16 protein-coding genes and 1 pseudogene are annotated in these 17,488 nt (G+C 71.5%); 8 read left to right on the top strand and 9 right to left on the bottom strand.

Annotated elements, in window-relative coordinates; genetic code table 11:
• The first annotated feature begins 440 nt into the window (after positions 1-440).
• Together VXC91_RS32925 and VXC91_RS32920 are read left to right on the top strand one after the other, a co-directional pair.
• On the top strand, positions 441-725 hold the full coding sequence (locus VXC91_RS32925; RefSeq protein ID WP_329511016.1) for a hypothetical protein: 285 nt from the start codon (positions 441-443) through the stop codon (positions 723-725).
• Entirely contained in the window at positions 722-961 is a 240-nt protein-coding gene (locus tag VXC91_RS32920) for a hypothetical protein (RefSeq protein ID WP_329511015.1), read from the top strand. Before VXC91_RS32925 ends, VXC91_RS32920 begins: the two co-directional genes overlap by 4 nt.
• An 817-nt stretch (positions 962-1,778) precedes the next feature.
• On the opposite strand, the gene VXC91_RS32915 is transcribed toward VXC91_RS32920, so the two are convergent.
• The 6 genes from VXC91_RS32915 to VXC91_RS32890 form a co-directional block, all read right to left on the bottom strand.
• Positions 1,779-3,986: a xanthine dehydrogenase family protein molybdopterin-binding subunit gene (locus VXC91_RS32915; protein ID WP_329511014.1), complete on the bottom strand. Its 2,208-nt coding sequence runs from the start codon at positions 3,984-3,986 to the stop codon at positions 1,779-1,781.
• Positions 3,983-4,972 (bottom strand): FAD binding domain-containing protein, encoded by a 990-nt coding sequence (locus VXC91_RS32910; RefSeq protein WP_329511013.1) that lies wholly within the window; start codon positions 4,970-4,972, stop codon positions 3,983-3,985. The genes VXC91_RS32915 and VXC91_RS32910 overlap by 4 nt, the downstream gene beginning before the upstream one ends.
• Positions 4,959-5,489: a (2Fe-2S)-binding protein gene (locus tag VXC91_RS32905; protein ID WP_329511012.1), complete on the bottom strand. Its 531-nt coding sequence runs from the start codon at positions 5,487-5,489 to the stop codon at positions 4,959-4,961. The genes VXC91_RS32910 and VXC91_RS32905 overlap by 14 nt, the downstream gene beginning before the upstream one ends.
• A gap of 422 nt (positions 5,490-5,911) precedes the next feature.
• Positions 5,912-6,403 carry an NUDIX hydrolase gene (locus VXC91_RS32900; RefSeq protein WP_329511011.1) on the bottom strand — a complete coding sequence of 164 codons (492 nt, stop codon included), beginning with the start codon at positions 6,401-6,403 and terminating at the stop codon, positions 5,912-5,914.
• Between the two features lie 55 nt (positions 6,404-6,458).
• Positions 6,459-7,535, bottom strand: coding sequence for an ADP-ribosylglycohydrolase family protein (locus tag VXC91_RS32895; protein ID WP_329511010.1), 1,077 nt, complete (start codon positions 7,533-7,535; stop codon positions 6,459-6,461).
• 115 nt (positions 7,536-7,650) lie between these two features.
• Positions 7,651-8,847: a PucR family transcriptional regulator gene (locus VXC91_RS32890; protein WP_329511009.1), complete on the bottom strand. Its 1,197-nt coding sequence runs from the start codon at positions 8,845-8,847 to the stop codon at positions 7,651-7,653.
• Between the two features lie 180 nt (positions 8,848-9,027).
• On the opposite strand from VXC91_RS32890, the gene VXC91_RS32885 reads away from it, so the two are divergent.
• From VXC91_RS32885 to VXC91_RS32865, 5 genes are read left to right on the top strand one after another with little or no spacing between them, the layout of a single operon-like run.
• Entirely contained in the window at positions 9,028-9,837 is an 810-nt protein-coding gene (locus VXC91_RS32885) for an ABC transporter ATP-binding protein (protein ID WP_329511008.1), read from the top strand.
• A complete protein-coding gene (locus VXC91_RS32880) occupies positions 9,834-10,619 on the top strand; it encodes an ABC transporter ATP-binding protein (protein ID WP_329511007.1) in 786 nt (261 codons plus the stop codon). Before VXC91_RS32885 ends, VXC91_RS32880 begins: the two co-directional genes overlap by 4 nt.
• Positions 10,616-11,506: a branched-chain amino acid ABC transporter permease gene (locus VXC91_RS32875; RefSeq protein WP_329511006.1), complete on the top strand. Its 891-nt coding sequence runs from the start codon at positions 10,616-10,618 to the stop codon at positions 11,504-11,506. The genes VXC91_RS32880 and VXC91_RS32875 overlap by 4 nt, the downstream gene beginning before the upstream one ends.
• Positions 11,499-12,716, top strand: a complete 1,218-nt coding sequence (locus tag VXC91_RS32870) for a branched-chain amino acid ABC transporter permease (RefSeq protein ID WP_329511005.1) — start codon at positions 11,499-11,501, stop codon at positions 12,714-12,716. The genes VXC91_RS32875 and VXC91_RS32870 overlap by 8 nt, the downstream gene beginning before the upstream one ends.
• A complete protein-coding gene (locus tag VXC91_RS32865) occupies positions 12,713-13,975 on the top strand; it encodes an ABC transporter substrate-binding protein (RefSeq protein ID WP_329511004.1) in 1,263 nt (420 codons plus the stop codon). The genes VXC91_RS32870 and VXC91_RS32865 overlap by 4 nt, the downstream gene beginning before the upstream one ends.
• Positions 13,976-14,065: 90 nt before the next feature.
• Here the strand turns inward: VXC91_RS32865 and VXC91_RS32860 are convergent.
• Positions 14,066-14,152 (bottom strand): annotated as a pseudogene (locus VXC91_RS32860) (CDP-diacylglycerol--serine O-phosphatidyltransferase); the annotation flags it as partial.
• Between the two features lie 317 nt (positions 14,153-14,469).
• On the opposite strand from VXC91_RS32860, the gene VXC91_RS32855 reads away from it, so the two are divergent.
• Positions 14,470-15,636: a glycerate kinase gene (locus tag VXC91_RS32855; protein ID WP_329511003.1), complete on the top strand. Its 1,167-nt coding sequence runs from the start codon at positions 14,470-14,472 to the stop codon at positions 15,634-15,636.
• A 192-nt stretch (positions 15,637-15,828) separates the two neighbouring features.
• Here VXC91_RS32855 and pssA read toward each other — a convergent pair whose 3' ends face one another.
• Positions 15,829-16,647, bottom strand: coding sequence for a CDP-diacylglycerol--serine O-phosphatidyltransferase (gene pssA / locus VXC91_RS32850; protein ID WP_329511017.1), 819 nt, complete (start codon positions 16,645-16,647; stop codon positions 15,829-15,831).
• A gap of 22 nt (positions 16,648-16,669) precedes the next feature.
• Complete coding sequence (locus VXC91_RS32845; protein WP_329511002.1) at positions 16,670-17,317, bottom strand: phosphatidylserine decarboxylase; 648 nt, start codon at positions 17,315-17,317, stop codon at positions 16,670-16,672.
• Between the last annotated feature and the right edge of the window lie 171 nt (positions 17,318-17,488).

Below are 17,488 nucleotides of genomic sequence, written 5' to 3'. Positions count from 1 at the left end.
GAGTCCTTACGCGTCGCGCAGCAAGTTGTCGCCTACGACCGTCCTACGGCCGGATCGCAGGCACAGGGCCGGCCAGGGCGCCGACCCTCACGTCTGTCGCCAGGCGCACCGAGGGCGGTGGCCGGCGTCGCCTCCGGCGGGGAGCAAAGCTCCCGGCCGGCTCCCGCGCTGTCAGACTGGCCGAGCCCCGCTGCACGCTTGCCGAGGGCCTACCCGGCGGCCGACCGCCGAGCCGCCGTGAGGCGCCCGGCCTGCCTGATTGGTCAAGACCCTTGACGGCAGTAGCGACGGCAACAACATGGGCCGAAGCCACCCGGACGGGTGGCTTCCGAGCAGGTTGACGCAAGGCCCGCACGGGTGACCGCACGGCGGCTACGCTGGCATCGCAGCATCCCGGCAGGGGCCGGGAGGACGTCAGTAGCCAGAAGGGGACGGACGCCGTGAGCACACACGAACCGTGGACCGTCAGCACCATCAGCGAGGCACTCGGCAGCACAGACCTCCGTCGGCAGTTCATCTCCGAGATCAACAGTGCCCCCGTCCACGAACTCAGCCACGTGGCGGCTCGCTGGCAGGTCCGCGCGGAGATGCTCGCTGCCGCGGTGGAACGTGTCCGCAAGATCCAGGCCATCGAGCTGGATGGCCGCGAGGTGCCAGGCGACCGGGACGTCACCGACAAGATCCTCGCCATCGCTGAGCAGGCCCGCCACAAGGGGGCTGCGTGAGCTGGAAGCTCCGCATGGACGTCGTCATCGAAGCAGCCTTCGACGCCCTCCCCGATGACGTACGCGAGCGGCTCGCCCTGGCCCTCGCCAATGCCTGCACCGACCCCTACGCCTCCACCACCCCCTTCGGCGAGGACGACGGCGTCATGCGCCTCCTTGTCCTCCCCGACGTCATGGCCGTCCTCCTCATCACCAGCGCACTCGGCACCGTCCGCGTCGTCCAGATCGACCACTGACCCCGCCACTGCCGTCTGACGGCAACGCTGACGGCAACCGGACCCGTCAACGGCGTACGCCAGCGAACTTCGGCGGACTCACCGAAGGGCGCTGACCTGCGAAAGCGCTGATGAAAGGGACTCGCCCAGCACACGTACTATGTGCTGGCGGGCGATACACCGGTACTCGTTCACAATGCAAATTGTCCGTGGACCTCGTTGCGTAAGTGCGATGGCGATGGCCACCCGGTGGACGTGCATATCGACGAACGATGCGCTCGATTCGGCAGAGAAGTGACTTGGTTCTGGATATAAGGAGCCTGTGCCGGGTAGCGGGCGGTACGTTTCAGGGACGGTACACGTGTTGCAAGAATGGGCGAATCGGATATCACTGGTGGTGGCGGCCCGCACATGAATTTTGAGCGACTCGCCCCCAATCCGAAGAAGCCTGGGAAAATGATGATCGTTGAGAATCGGCACATTTATCTTTGGTGTGTTCGTGCAGGCCAAGGCTCCTGCCCCTGCAGGGCAGTCGCGGCCGCTGTGCGGGCTGGGTCGTACGGTCCATACCGGCACGCGTTGCAACCGAGCTGGGGGGCGTCCTGGCCCACCGGGGGCTGTGCCGGCGCCGGAGGCCATGGAGCAGCAATCGCGCTCGACCCGGCGCTGAAGCGCCGACTGTCGTCGCGTGCCCCACCTCCGGATCCGGGCTGATCCGGCCGGCAGAAGACTCGTACAAGACGGCGGGGCAGCCGAATTCACGGTCGGCGTGACCGTGGCCGACAAGGCCGACGAGACCCGCCGGTACGACACCCCCGGATCGGCAGCCGGCGGCGGCTCAAAGGAGGGCGTCCAGGGTGATCGGCAGCTCGCGGACGCGCTTTCCGGTGGCGTGGTACACGGCGTTGGCGATCGCGGGTGCGACGCCGACCAGGCCGATCTCGCCGACGCCCTTGGTGCCGGTGGCGGTGCCGCGATCGGGCTCGCCCACGAAGACCACGTCCAGCTCTGGGACGTCGGCGTTCACGGCGACGAGGTAGTCGGCGAAGGTGCCGTTGGCGATGCGTCCGGTGCGCGGGTCGGTGACGGTGTCCTCGAGCAGGGCCATGCCGATCCCGCCGACCGTGCCGCCGATGATCTGGCTCCTGGCCGTCTTCTCGTTGAGGATGCGCCCGCCGTCGATCGCGGACACCACCCGGGCGACCCGGACGAGCCCGAGGTCGGCGTCGACGCGGACCTCCACGAACTTCGCGCCGTAGGCCCCGGCGAGGGACATGCCCAGCTCCTCGGGGTCCGGAGGCGTGCTGCTCCCGGTCGCCGTGAGCTGCGGCAGCCCGTGCCGGGCGAGGATGTCGACGTACGACTCCCCGCACTCCGGCCGGCCCACCAGGTGGACCCGGCCGTCACCGCACTCCACGTCGTCCGGGTCCACCCCCCTCAGGGGCGAGTCGGCGTCCTCGCGCGCGAGTCCCGCGAAGGAGCGCACCAGCCGCCGGCAGGCGTCGTGCACCGCGTTGCCGAGCCCTCCGGTCAGACCGGAGCCGCCCGCCATCCCCGAGTCGGGCATGTCGGAGTCGCCGAGGTCGAAGCGGACCTTGTCCAGGGGTAGTGCCAGTTCCTCGGCGGACAGCTGGGCCATCACCGTGTAAGTGCCGGTGCCGATGTCGGTCGCCGCGCTCCGCACGAAGGCGCTGCCGTCGCGGTTGACGGTGGCCTCGGCCATGCACGGCTGCGCGAAGTACGGGAATATCGCGCTCGCCATGCCGTAGCCGATGAGCCAGTTCCCGTCGCGCATGGACCGCGGTTCCGGGTTCCGGTCGGCCCAGCCGAAGTGCCGCCCGCCGATCTCGTAGCACGCCAGGAGCGCCTTACCGGACCAGGGCAGCCCGTTGCGCGGGTCGACGGCGGTGTGGTTGCGCAGCCGCAGCTCCAGCGGGTCGATGCCCAGGGTGTAGGACAGTTCGTCGAGCGCGGACTCCAGAGCGAAGTTGCCCTGCGCCTCAGCCGGTGCGCGCATCGACGTCGGGACGGCGATGTTGAGTCTGGCCTGCCGGTCCCGGGCGGTGACGTTGGGGCACCGGTAGGCGAAGGCGGTTCCGGAGGAGAAGGGCTCGAAGTCGTGGTCCTCCATGCTCAGCGAGCTGAGGCTGCGGTGCTCGAGGGCGACCAGTTCGCCTTCGCGCGTGGCGCCGACGCTCAGCCACTGCACGCCGCTGGGGCGGTGCCCGACGGAGGTGAACATCTGAGGGCGGGTCAGCACCAGCTTGACCGGACGGTTGACGGTCCGGGCGGCCATGGCGGTGAGGATCACGTGCGGCCACACGCGCAGACCGGCACCGAATCCCCCGCCGACGTACGGCACCAGGACGCGCACGGAACTCTCCGGAATGCCGAAGACCATGGAGAGGGTGGTGCGCACCATGGAGGGCCACTGACTGGTGTCGTGGACGGTGAGGGTGTCGCCTTCCCACACGGCCAGGGTGGCGAACAGCCCGAGCGGGTTGTTGGTGTTGTCCGCGGTGGTGTACGTGGCCCGCAGGGTCACCTCGGCGGACTCCAGCGCCGCCGCGGTGTCGCCGCGCGTATGGTCCATCCCCCACGGGTCGATCAGTTGCTCGGCCCGCGGGTCCTGCAGGTCCAGCAGTGGCTCCGCGGCCTCGTAGTCCGCCCGCACCAGACGCGCGGCGGCGGTGGCCTGCTCCGGGGTCTCGGCCACCACGAAGGCGATGTGCTGCCCGTGGTGGATGATCCGGTCGTTGCGCAACGGGGTGGGGGGCGAGGCGCCGAGCACCGTCGTCGGGCCCGTCCCGACCTCGGGGGCGTTCTCGTGGGTGAGCACCGTGACCACGCCGGGGGCTCGTTCGGCCGCCTCGGTGTGCATGCGGACGATCCTGCCGGCGGCGACGGTGCTCTGCACCAGGGCGCCGTAGGCCTGGCCGGGGACGCTGAAGTCCATCGGGTACGGCGCGGCGCCGGTGACCTTGCGCGGGCCGTCGACTCGGCTGACGCCCGCGCCGATCAGCGGTCTGCTCTCGACGGTGCTCATGCGGTCACTCCTGACACTGTCTGCAGCTCGCGTACCAGGGTGCGCCGGGCGAGCGGCACCTTGAACTCCGTGCCCGGCACGGTCCAGGCGTCGTGCATGGTCGCCTCGGCCGCCTCCAGGAACATGGCCGTCGTGGCCGGCGCGCCGGTCAGCACGTGCTCGGCCTCGTAGGCTCGCCACGGCTTCGACCCCACGCCGCCGAGCCCCACCCGGGCCTGGCGGATCGTGTCGTCGTCGATCACGAGGAGTACCGCGGCCGAGGTGAGGGCGAACTCGTACGACAACCGGTCGCGGACCTTGAGGTAGCCCGACCGGGCGCTCGGCGGTGGCAGCGGGATTTCCACCTCGGTGATCAGCTCGGCGTGGTCCAGGACGTTTTCGCGCTCGGGACTCTCGTCGGCGGTGATGTAGAACTCCGTCAGCGGCACGGTGCGGCGGTGCGTCGGCCCCTGGATGTGCACGACCGCGTCCAGGGACACCAGGGCGACGGCGAGGTCGGAGGCGTGCAGCGCGATGCACCGCTTGTCCACGCCGAGCACGGCGTGCATGCGCGCCGCGCCCAACACCGCCGCGCAACCCGAGCCGGGGGAGCGCTTGTTGCACTCGACGACGCCGGGGTCGCGGAAGTAGCGGCAGCGGGTGCGCTGCAGCAGATTGCCCCCGATGGTGGCCATGTTCCGCAGCTGCACCGAGGCCCCGAGCAGAAGGGATTCGCGTACCAGGGGCAGCCGCTCGGCGACGGTCGAGTCGGCGGCCAGTTCCTCCATGGTGGCCAGCGCTCCCACGTGGAGGGACTCGCCGCGCCGCTCGATGCCGTGCAGCGGGAGCCGGGTGATGTCGATCAGCCGCGGCGGCTCCAGGATCCCGTCCTTCATCAGGTCCAGCTGCGTCGTGCCTCCGGCGAGACAGGAGGCCGCCGGGTCGTCGGCCAGGAGCTGCACCGCTTCCTGTGTGTCGGTGGCCCGCACGTAGTCAAAGGTGCGCATCGTAACCTCCCCCGGACGCCGCCTCGCGTATCGCGGCCACGATGTTGGGATAGGCGCCGCAGCGGCAGACGTTGCCGCTCATGAACTCCCGGATCTCGTCGTCCGAGCCGGCGCGGCCCTCGGACATCAGCGCCACCGCGGACATGATCTGGCCCGGGGTGCAGAAGCCGCATTGGAAGCCGTCGTGCTCGATGAACGCCCGCTGCACCGGGTGGGGCCCGTCGGTGCCGGCGAGCCCCTCGATGGTGGTGATCTCCCGGCCCTCGGCCTGGGCCGCCAGGGTCAGGCAGGACAGCACCCTCCTGCCGTCGAGATGGACCGTGCAGGCACCGCAGGCGCCCTGGTCGCAGCCCTTCTTCGTACCCACCATGCCCAGCCGGTCCCGCAGGGCGTCCAGCAGCGTGATCCGGGTGTCCAGGCGCAGGGTGTACGACCGGCCGTTCACGTCAAGTGTCACGACCCGCTCGTTGACCGCGGGACGGTCGTCGATGCCCTGTTCGCTCGCCACGTCCCTCATCGCGTCCTCCTCCGGGCGGGTCGGCTACGACTCGAGCCCCTCCTGCAGGCGGAAACCGTGATTCGGTTAAACCGCTATCTCGGAATTATTCGCTTACATACCCTATGGGCGTTTTGGAGTTTTGGCGTGCTGTCCAGTCATGCGGACCCCGCCGAAGCGAGTGCGACGGCGGTGACGTGGCCAGGGGGAGCCGAAAACGTCCCCCTGCGCCGGGCGAACCGCTGAGTGTGATCATGGACGTTCAACACCGCCGGGCATCGCTCCGTGTTGGGCGGGTGATTCCCGGTCGGCGCCCTGCTCGTCGCCGCGTGCGCCCGCATTGCTCGGCCTTGCATGCGCGGCGGCGCCCGGCCGGCGGTGACAGCCGGGCGTCGTCCCCGTCCGGAGGGAGAGCGGATGTACGGGATGCCTGGATCGGCCCGTCAGCCGACGCGGTGGCCGTTCTCCAGTTCCGCCGTGCTTGTGCCCTCCGCCAGCACGTCGAGGGCGGCGAGGACACGGCGGCCCAGCGCGCCCGGCAGAAAGGACGAGAGCTTCTCGCGTGGCACCAGTTGCCAGGACAGCAGCTCCTCCTCCTGCAGACGGATCGCCTCGAGGTCCTTCTCGGCGAGGACCCCGCCGTCGTACAGATACGCCACCAACGGGGGCCGCACCGTCCCGTTCACCCAGTCCACCGCGAGCAGCCGCCCGAGTTCGACGTCGAGCCCGATCTCCTCCGCGGTCTCCCGCCGGGCGCCCTGCCGTGGCGTCTCGCCGGTGTCCGACTCGATCGTCCCGCCGGGCAGCGCCCACCCGTCACGGTAGTTGGGCTCGACGAGCAGCACGCGCCCCTCGACGTCACGGAAGAGCGCGGCCGCGCCGGCGAGGACGCGCGGCAGGGACGCGATGTATGTGGCGAAGTCCGGTGTGGTCACTCAGGAAGAGTAACCATCCGGTACTGGGGACGGCGTCGGGTGATCCGCCCGCGGATCACCGGGTCTCGGTGTGCGCGAGACGCAGCGTCCGGTCCGCCAGTTCGCCGATGCTGACGCAGTCGAAGCCGAAGACGGCGCTGCGGACCGTGTCCTCCAAGGGGTCCTTCCACTGTGCGGGGATGGCGTGCGCACCTGTGAGGACGCCGGCGACCGAGCCCGCGGTCGCGCCGTTGGAGTCGGTGTCCAGGCCGCCGCGGACGGTCAGCGCGATCGTGCGGGTGAAGTCGCCGTCGCCGTACAGGAGCCCCGCGGTGAGCACCGCGACGTTGGGGACGGCGTGGATCCAGCCCAGCCCCGCCGTCTCCCCGGAGGCCGTGTCGAGCGTCTCCTCCCAGCTCAGCCTGGTCTCGTGCAGCGAGATCACCCGTCGTACAGTGCGCGCGAAGCGGCTGCTCGCCGGGATCACCGTCAGAGCCGTGTCGAGAGCGTGCCGGACCGTGGGCGCGGTGAACGCCGCCGAGATCAGTGCGGCCGCCCACATCGCGCCGTACACCCCGTTGCCGGTGTGGGAAAGGACCGCGTCCCGGCGGGCCAGTGCGGCGGCGTGGCGGGGCAGGCCCGGACAGGTCCAGCCGTAGACGTCGGCGCGGATCAGGGCCCCGATCCACTCCTGGTAGGGGTTGTCGTACGTGGCCGTGAGCGGTGGCTTCAGGCCGTTGGTGAGGTTGCGGTACGCCACCCGTTCGGCCGTGAACGTCTGCAGATACGGCAGCCGCAGCAGCCACAGATCGCCGACCTGCTCGGTGCTGAAGCCGAAGCCGTGCGTCTCGAGCAGGTCCAGGCCGAGGATCGCGTAGTCGACGTCGTCGTCGCGGCAGCTGCCGTGGATGCGGCCGCGTACGCACTGGCGCCACTCGGGCCGCAGCTCGAAGCCGTCGGTCTCGGTGGCCGGCTCCGGCAGGTAGTCGGTCAGCGGCAGGGCCGAGGCCTGCCGCAGATAGCGGTCGATGCGCTCCCGCGTCCACAGGTCGCCCTGCTCGACCGGCTTGCCGAGCATGTTGCCCGCGATCCGGCCGAGCCAGCCCCCGAGAATGCGGTCCGCGAGCTCTGGCTCAGTGCCCACAGGGGTCATAGCTCCGGTCTACCCGATTCCGGCCGCGATGTGCCGCCCTCGGGCCCCGCGGGGTGCAGCGGGCTGCCCGCGGGCGTCTTCGCGCCGCTCACGGCGTCCACGTACGAGACCCCGGTCATCTGCGTGCCCCGGACAAGCGGTATGCGTCCAGGGCCAGAGTCATCTCGATGAGGTCGCGGGGGCGGGCCAGGGAGCGGGAGGTGAGCTGTTCCAGCCGCCGCAGCCGGTTGAAGACCGTGTTGCGGTGGCAGTACAGCCGGCTCGCGGCCCGGCCCGCGGAGCCCTCGCAGGCCAGCCACACGTCGAGGGTCTCCAGGAGCACGGCCCGATCGGCGGGCTCCAGCTCGAGGAGCGCGCCGAACACGTCTGCCACCAGCCGGTCGGCGAGCTCCGGCTGGCTCACCACCAGCGCGGTCGGCATCCGCTGGTCCAACCGCACGACCGCGGTCGCGTCCGGCGGGCAGGTGCGCAGCGCCAGCTCGGCCAGCCGACGCGCCCGCCCCAGGTCGGCGAGCCCGGGCACGACCGGGCTGATGCCACCCGGACCCGAGCACCAGCCGTCGAGTACGCGCGCGACGCCGTCCAGGTCCTGATCGGGCGTGAGCGCCACGACCCCCACCTCGCCGTCGGCGCGCATCCGCCAGATGAACCGGAACCCGGCCCCGCGCACCGGCCGGTCGGCCGACTCCCGCCGCTCGGCCCGCAGCACCACCACCGCGTACGGCCCGTGCTCCGGCAGATCGAGACCCGCGGCCGCGCGCGCCGCCAGCCCGGGGGTGGCCTGCCCCTCCAGCAGCGCGTCGAGCAACGCCTGCAACTGCTCGTCGGTGCGCCGTCGCAGTTCCGCCTCGGTGGCCCGGTAGGCCTCGGACGCCGCCTGGGTCTGCGCGTCCACCGCCGACCACACCATCGTCGTCGAGCGCATCAGCGCCGCGAGCCGCTCGGGCTCCCGGCCCGCAGCCCCGTCGACGAGCGCGTCCCACACCAGGTAGCCGGCGTTCCGGTAGGCGTGCACGAGCAGGTCCAGCGGCAGCCCCTGCCGGGCCCGGCGCCGGCCCGTGTCCTCGGCGTGCTCCAGATCGCGGCGCGGCGAGTTCCGAGGAGCGTAGAGCGTCTCGATGCCGATCCGCATCGCCTCCTCGGCCTCCCGCCACTGCTGGTCCTGCGGGAGCACCTGCCCGTAGACGGAGGAGTACTCGGTGAGCTGTCGCAGATGCTCGTCGACGAGCAGCGGCAGCCGTTCCAGCAGAGCCTTGCAGGACTCCGCGAGCAGCTTCCAGTCATGACCGGTCCGCGGCCTTCGCGCTCCCATGGCCGGAGGATGCCATCGCGGCGGGGTCCCGCACAGGCCCCTGACACGCGGCCTTGTGCACGCGCACAACGCCCGGCCCGGCCCGCTGGGCACCCGCAGCGATTCCGCCGCGGGCCGTGGACGGGCGCCACCGTCGGTGCTGGGGTGAGCGCCACACCGAGTCGGAACAGGGGGTCGTTCATGGGCGGATCCGGGCTGGTCGTTCACGACCTGTCAGTCGGATACGGACCCGTGCGGGCACTGCGCCGGGTGTCCCTGGAGGTGCCCCAGGGGGCGGTGGTGACGGTGCTCGGCGGCAACGGCGCGGGCAAGTCCACGCTGCTCAGGGCGATCAGCCGGACGCTGTCCTTTCACGGCGGCGCGGTGACCGAGGGTGGCGTGCGCCTCGGCGACCGCCGCCTCGACGGGCTGCCGCCGGACCGGGTGGTTGCCGCGGGAGTGTCCCAAGTACCCGAGGGGCGAAGGGTGTTCGCGCGGATGACGGTCGCCGACAACCTGCGCGCCGGCGCCCTCGGCGGCACCCGGTCGGGCCGGGCCGCAGCCCTGGAGCGCGTCCACGAGCTGTTCCCCGTGCTCGCCGAGCGCGCCGGGCAGCGGGCCGGCCTGCTCTCCGGCGGCGAACAGCAGATGCTCGCCGTCGCCCGCGCCCTGATGGCGGGCCCGAAGGTGCTGCTCCTCGACGAGCCGTCCCTCGGCCTCGCCCCCCTCATGGCCCAGCGGATCGCCGACACCGTACGGGAGATCAACGCCCAGGGCACCTCGGTGCTGCTCGTCGAGCAGAACGCCGCCCTCGCCCTGCGGCTCGCCACGCGCGCGTACGTCCTCGAGGTCGGCGAGGTCACGCTGTCCGGCCCGGCCGAGGAACTGGCCGCATCCGACGAGGTGCGCAGGCGTTACCTGGGCGTGGTCGACGAGGACGCGGTCGCGGACGCCGAACAGGCGGGTGGCGCCGGGCGGACGCTGACCCGGTGGCAGGGAGGTGGCGTGTGAACGTCCTCGCAGCGGGCGACGACCCCCTCGAAGTGCGCGACCTGACCGTGCGGTTCGCCGGACTCACCGCGCTGGACGGTGTCGGCTTCACCGTCCGTCCCGGCAGCGTGCACGCCCTCATCGGGCCCAACGGCGCGGGCAAGTCCACCTGTTTCAACGTGCTGTCCGGGGTCTACCGGGCGGCCGCGGGCAGTGTCCGCTTCGGCGCGCACGAGCTGACCGGGATGTCCGCGCACCGCATCGCCGGCCTCGGCGTCGCCCGCACCTTCCAGAACCTTGCGCTGCCGCCGCACGCCTCGGTCGAGGACTGTCTGCTGCTCGGCCGGTACCGGCTGACCCGGACGGGCTTCCTGGCCGCGGGACTCGGCCTGCCCTCCGCGGCTTGCGAGGAGCGGCGGCACCGTGAACGGGTATGGGAGATCGCGGAGTTCGTCGGCATCGCCGACTGCCTCGGCCGCCCGGCGGGCTCGCTCCCGTACGGGCAGCAGAAACTCGCCGAGCTCGCCCGCGCCCTGTGCATGGAGCCGCGTCTGCTGCTTCTCGACGAGCCGGTCGCGGGCATGACCGCCGACGAACGGCGCCGGACCGCCGCCGTGATCGCGGGCGTCCGGGACGGGCTCGGCATCTCGATCGTGCTGGTGGAACACGACATGGGGGTGGTGATGCGGCTCGCGGACGCGGTGACCGTACTGGACTTCGGGCGCCGGATCGCGGACGGCGTCCCCGCCGACGTGCAGAACGATCCGGCCGTCGTCCGTGCCTACCTGGGAGCCGGATCATGAGCGCCCTCGCTGAAATCCTCCTCAATGGACTCTCGTTGGGGTCCGTCTACGCGCTCATCGCGCTCGGCTTCGTGGTCATCTTCCGGGCCACCGAGGTCGTCAACTTCGCCCACGCGTCGCTGCTGCTCGCCGGCGGCTACATCACCGCGATCCTCCACGACGACATCGGCTTCTGGCCCGCGCTGCTCGCCGGGATCGCGGGCGCCGCGCTGGTCGGGGCGGCCGTGGAGTTCCTCGTGATGCGGCGTTACCGGGGCAGCGACCACAGCGTCCTCGCCATCGTCACTATCGGGGTCGACATCCTGCTCACCACCGAACTGACCCGTCGCATCGGCACGGACGTCATCCCGCTGGGCGACCCGTGGGGCGACGCCGTCCTCAAGCTCGGGCCGGTCTCCCTCGCGCACACGCGGATCGCCGCTTTCGTGGCAGCCGCGCTGCTCATCGGAGCCTTCCTGCTCGCGTTCCGGTACACGTCGTGGGGGGTGGCGATGCGCGCGGCGGCGGAGAGCTCGGAGACCGCGGCGCTGATGGGGGTACGGCTCGGGCGGGTCTCGCTGAGCGCCTGGGCCGTGGCGGGGGGCCTGGCCGCCGTGGCCGCGCTGTTCCTCACCGTCTTCCCGACGCCTGGCCTGGAACGAGCCACCTCGCTGGCCGCGCTCAAGGCGTTCCCGGCGGCGATCCTCGGCGGCCTCGACTCCACGACGGGCGCGCTGGTGGGCGGCCTGCTGGTCGGTGTCACCGAGTCGCTGGCCACCGGCTACCAGAGCGACCTGACGTTCCTGGGCCGCGGGCTCGGCGATGTCGCCCCCTACCTCGTCATGGTCGCGATCCTGCTCATCCGCCCCGCGGGGCTGTTCGGCACGAAGGAGCTCGCACGTGTCTGAGAACCCGGCCGTGCCGCAGCGGCCGACAGCGCTGGGCATGCATGTGCGGCCCGGGTCCGACGAACCTGCCCCCTCCGACCCCCGCCCTCCGTCCGGGGTCCTGGTACCCGGCGGGAGACGCGGCGCGCCCGCCCCTCCCGGCCGTCGCCCCGCCCGGCTCGCCGACCCCCGTAGCTACGTCTGGGCCGTCGGGGTCGTGCTGCTGCTCGCCTTCCCGTTCTACCTGGACCGATTCTGGCTCCAGGCCGGTCTGTTCGCGATGGCCGCCGCGATCGGCGCGATCGGCATCAACCTCCTCACCGGCGCGACCGGCCAGCTCTCCATGGGACACGCCTTCTTCCTCGCCGTCGGCGCCTACGGCTACTGCGTGTTCGCGGCGGACGACGGCGCCGGCCTGACCGGGCTCGGCCTGCCGACCTGGCTCGCGGCCGTGCTCGCGGTGCTCGTCGCGGGTGTCGCGGGCGGCTTGTTCAGCCCCATCGCGGGCCGGCTCAGCGGTGCCTACCTGGGCATCGCCACCCTCGCGCTGGTCTTCATCGGCCAGCACGTCATGTTCAACGCATACGACTTGACCGGCGGCGCCAACGGCCGTGACGTCCCGCCGCTGAGCCTGTTCGGCCTCACCTTCGACGACCGTGAACTCGTCGTCGCCGACGTGCCGTTCGGCTCGGCCGAGAAGCTCTGGTACGCGGGCCTGGTCGCCCTTCTCGCCTGCGCCCTGTTCGCCCGCGGGGTGCTGCGCGGACGTCCGGGCCGGGCGATGAACGCGATCCGCGACCACCGCATCGCCGCGGGCGTGCTCGGCGTACCCGTGGCCCGCCACCGCGCCGCCGTCTTCGTGCTGTCCTCGATGTACGCGGGCCTCGCGGGCGTCCTGCTCGCGCTGGTCTTCCAGCGGACGGTGCCCGACTACTTCGGTATCACGCTGTCCCTGGACTACCTCGCCATGATCGTCATCGGCGGGCTCGGCTCGGTCTCCGGCGCGGTGGCCGGCGCGGTGTTCGTCTCCCTGCTGCCGCAGCTGCTGACCCGCTACAGCGATGCGCTGCCTTTCATCTCCGCCCCCGGCACGGGCGGGATCGCACCGGGCGAGGCGGCCCGGTACCTCTACGGCGCCGCCGTCGTGCTGGTGGTGCTGTTCCTGCCCGGCGGCCTGGTCAGGGTGGCCGCCCGGCGTCGCGTCAGAACCGATCCAGGGGAGCAACGATGAACAGGACGTATGGGGCCAGGGCAGCGGCGGGTACCCTCGCGGCACTGCTCGTGCTGGCCGGATGCAGTTCCAAGGCCAAGGACGACGGCGACGGCGACAAGGCTGCGGGCGGTGTGAAGACCGGGGCGGGCATCTCCGGCAAGACGATCACTCTGGGCGCGCTCACCGACCTGACCGGCGTGTACGCCACCCTCGGCAAGAGCGTCACCCAGGCCCAGCAGCTGTACGTGAAGCAGCTGAACGCGGCCGGCGGTGTCTGCGGCTACAAGGTGGCTCTCACGGTCCGCGACCACGGCTACGACCCGCAGAAGGCCGTCGCCGGATACACCGAGCTGCAGCCGAAGGTACTGGGCTTCGCCCAGTTCATCGGCTCCCCGTTCGTCGCCGCGGTCAAGAAGCGCATCGACAGCCAGGACAAGGACCTCGTCCTGCCGCAGGCCTGGTCGTCGGCGCTCCTGGGCAGTCCGTACATCCGCGTCATCGGATCCACCTACGACATCGAGACGATCAATGCCGTCGACTTCCTGATCAAGGCGAAGGGGCTGAAGAAGGGAGACAAGATCGGCCACGTCTACTTCGAGGGCGACTACGGCGAGAGCGCCCTCGTCGGCTCGAAGCACATCGCGAAGGAGGCGGGGCTCACGGTCGTCGAGCAGAAGATCAAACCGACCGACAACGACATGACGGCCCAGGTCGCCGCCCTCAAGCAGGCCGGTGTCAAGGCGATCGTCATCAGCGCCGGCCCGCGCCAGGCCGCCTCGCTGGTCGGCGTCGCGGCGGCCGGCGGCTTCGGCGTGCCGGTCATCGGCAACAACTCGGCCTTCGCCCCCCAGCTGCTGGCCACCCAGGCGGGTCCGGCCCTGATGAAGAACTACTATGTGGCCTCGCCCTCGCTGCCGATCGGCGCGGACACCCCGGAGGCGAAGAAGCTCGTCGCCGACTACAAGGCTGCCTATCCCGAGGACTCCCTCGACAACGGCATCGTCGCCGGCTGGACCGCCGCGTCGGCCTTCGGCGAGGCCCTGAAGAAGGCCTGCGCGAGCAAGGACCTCACCCGGGAAGGGGTCGACAAGGCCCTGCTGACGATCGACTCCTTCGACATCGGCTTCGGCACCGTCCAGAACTTCAGCGACCCCGCCGCCCCGTCCTCCCGGGAGAGCGTGATCCTCCAGCCGGACAAGAACGCGACCGGCGGCATGAAGGTCGTACAGGAGGCAGCCGTCTCGAAGGAAGCCGAGGCGTACACACCGAAGGCCTGAGGAGGCCGGGAAACGCGCGCGGGAGCCCGACACGACCGGAGGCCCGGACCGGATCGCTTCGGGCCCCGGGTGCGTCACCACGACGACGGTCTACGACAGCTGCACCGCGCGGGCCTCACGCCCGTTGTCGCGGAAGTTGTTCACCCGGCGGTCCGTGGCGAACAGCGGGGGCACCGATCGACGGCCCCGGCGATCTGCGCTACCGCGTCGTCGCCACGGCCCGTGAGACGGGCATGATCGCCGGCCGGCCCGCCCTGTTCCCGGTGCCCCCGGCCGACGAGGGCGAGTAGGTGCGCGCGATCCGGCCGAGCCGGCCCCCGAGGGTGCGGCGAGCTCGATGCCCACAGGGGTCATGGCTGAAGATGTACCCGATTCCGGGCAGGGTTGCGCGGCCTTCCGGGGGCCGGACAGCGCATGACGGCGGATGCGTCCCTTGGTTATGGTCGCAGCGGCGCGACCGCCTTGCCGTGCGCAAGGCCTGGAGAACAAGGGGAATGCAGGTGGCAGACGCAGCAGGGAACGACCTTCGGGTGGCACAGCGGGTTCTCGTCGCCGCGGACAAGTTCAAGGGGTCGCTGACGGCGGTGCAGGTCGCGGAGCGGGTGACGACGGGGCTGCGCAGGGTCGTGCCGGGCCTCGACGTCGAGTCGCTGCCCGTAGCCGACGGCGGCGACGGGACCGTGGACGCGGCCGTCGCGGCCGGGTTCGAACGGCGTGCGGTGCGGGTCGCGGGCCCCCTGGGGCACGAGGTGACGGCCGCGTTCGCGGTGCGGGGCGACACCGCGGTCGTGGAGATGGCGGAGGCGAGCGGGCTGCAGCGGCTGCCGGCCGGCGTCCTTGCGCCGCTGACGGCGTCCACGTACGGCTCGGGGGAGCTGCTGCGGGCCGCGCTGGACGCCGGGGCGCGGACGATCGTGTTCGGGGTCGGCGGGAGCGCTACGACGGACGGGGGCGCGGGGATGCTGTCCGCGCTCGGGGCGCGGTTGCTCGACGCGGAGGGGGAGCCGGTGCCTCCGGGCGGCGGAGGCCTTGCCGAGCTCGCCCGTGCCGATCTCTCGGGCCTGGACCCGAGGCTGTCCTCGGTGGACCTGGTACTCGCGAGCGACGTCGACAACCCGCTGACCGGACCGAAGGGCGCACCGGCGGTGTACGGGCCGCAGAAGGGTGCCTCGCCGGACGACGTGGCGGGGCTGGATGCCGCGCTCGCGCACTACGCGAAGGTGCTGGAGGAGACGTTCGGGACGCGGGCGGCGGAGTACGCCGCCTCGCCGGGCGCGGGCGCCGCGGGCGGTATCGGGTACGGCGCGCTCGTCCTGGGCGCCCGCTTCCGGCCCGGCATCGAGGTCATGCTGGACGTCCTGGGCTTCGCTCCCGCGCTGGAGCGGGCCTCGCTGGTGATCACGGGTGAGGGGTCGCTGGACCGGCAGACGCTGCACGGCAAGGCCCCGGCGGGGGTCGCCGCGGCGGCGAGGGCGGCCGGAAAGGAGGTCATCGCGGTCTGCGGACGCCTGGCGCTGCCGCCCGAGACACTGGGCCGCGCGGGGATCCGCAGGGCGTACCCGCTGACGGAGGTCGAGCCGGACGTCGCGAAGTGCATCGCGGACGCGGGGCCGATCCTGGAGCGGGTGGCGGAGAACATCGCGCGGGATTTCCTGGCCTGAGACCGGTCGTCCTCTCGCACCCGCGGCTCCTGACCGCCCCCTCCCCAGGCTCACGCCCTCTTGACGCGACCGGGGACCCTTGATCCGGCCGGCGCTCCGCCCCTGCACCTCGCGGGGACCGCGCTCCGGCCCCCCCGCACAAGCAAAGGGCCCCGGACCGATCCGGTCCGGGGCCCTCGGCGAGCGCGGTGCTTACGGCAGCTGTGCGGCGCGCGCCTCTCGGCGGTTGTCGCGGAAGTTGTTCACCCGGCGCGCCGTGGCGAAGAGCGGGATCACGGCCCCCATGACCAGCTGCAGGGCGCAGCCCGTCTGGAGGAGGAGCTGGCCGCTGGGGGCGTCGAGGGCCCAGGCCGCCAGGAGGCCCATCGACAGGACGATCCAGGACAGCATGGCCGCCGCCAGGCGGCCCCGCGGCTTCGGGTACTCGACGCGGCTCACCATCAGCCACGCCGTGCCCAGGATTGCCAGCAGCGTGGCGACGAACGGCAGCTCCAGCAGGACGATCGAGACCACCGTGAGCGCGCCGAACGGTGAGGGCATGCCCTGGAACATGCCGTTCGTCGGCGTCACGCACGAGAAGCGCGCGAGGCGGAGGACGACCGCCAGCAGCACCACGATCGCTCCGACCGCGGCCACTCTCTGGTGCGCGTCGTCCGCCACCATGCCGTAGACCAGGACGAAGTACGCCGGCGCCAGGCCGAAGCTGATCAGGTCGGAGAGGTTGTCCAGCTCCGCGCCCATGGGGGAGGAGCGCAGCTTCCGCGCGACCAGGCCGTCGAACAGGTCGAAGACCGCCGCGCAGAGCATGAGGATCACGGCCGTGGCCGCGCTGTGCCGGGCCATGCCCGCCGACCCGTCGTTGCCCGTCAGGTGCGGGATCAGGATGCCGGTGGTGGTGAAGTAGACCGCCATGAATCCGCACGTGGCGTTGCCGAGGGTGAGCGTGTCCGCTATTGAGAGGCGGAGCGAGAGGGGCATCTCCTCCTCGTCGTCCACCTCGTCCTCCGGCACCCAGCCGGACTTGGTATCGGGATCAATCACGGTCAAGTCGAGTCACCCCAGCCACGGTCTTTTGGCCGACCTCGACCGCGACCTCCACGCCCTCGGGCAGATAGAGGTCGACACGCGAGCCGAAGCGGATCAGCCCGATGCGTTCGCCCTGCTCGACCTTCGTACCCTGCGGGATGTAGGGGACGATGCGGCGGGCCACCGCGCCGGCGATCTGGATCATCTCGATGTCGCCGAGTTCGGTGTCGAAATGCCAGACTACGCGCTCGTTGTTCTCGCTCTCCTTGTTGAAAGCGGGAACGAAGCCGCCCGGGATGTGCTCGACCGATGTGACCGTGCCGGAGAGCGGGGCGCGGTTCACATGGACATTGAGCGGACTCATGAAGATCGCGACGCGGGTGCGTCCGTCCTTCCACGGCATGATGCTCTGCACCACACCGTCGGCGGGCGAGATGACCCGGCCCCGGGCGATCTCGCGCTCGGGGTCGCGGAAGAACCACAGCATGCCCGCCGCCAGCGCGGTGGCGGGTACGGCCACGGCCTTGGCGGCGCCGGAGCGGCGCGCGCGGGCGAGGCTGAGTGCTGCGGTGGCAACGGTCGGGAGTAGCCACGGCGATGCTCCGCGCGCGAGGCGGACCCGGCCGCGTGGTGCAGAGGTTTGGCTGTGGGGCATGGATGACCTTCGTAGCGGATGATGCCGCGCTTCAACGGGGGACGGCGGCTTTCCGGCGATCGTACCGGTCGTGGGCCGCAACTGGGCAAGCCAGGAAGCCGAGTCGGCGGCCCGGGAGCGTTGACGGGGTGTGATCTTCTACGCGAAGAAAACACCCCGTATCAGGATATC

The sequence above is a fragment of the Streptomyces chiangmaiensis genome, from assembly GCF_036281785.1.
In the GTDB taxonomy this organism is placed as follows: domain Bacteria; phylum Actinomycetota; class Actinomycetes; order Streptomycetales; family Streptomycetaceae; genus Streptomyces; species Streptomyces chiangmaiensis.
The sequence above is the reverse complement of the archived record's forward strand: the minus strand, read 5'-3'. Positions and strand labels throughout refer to the sequence as shown.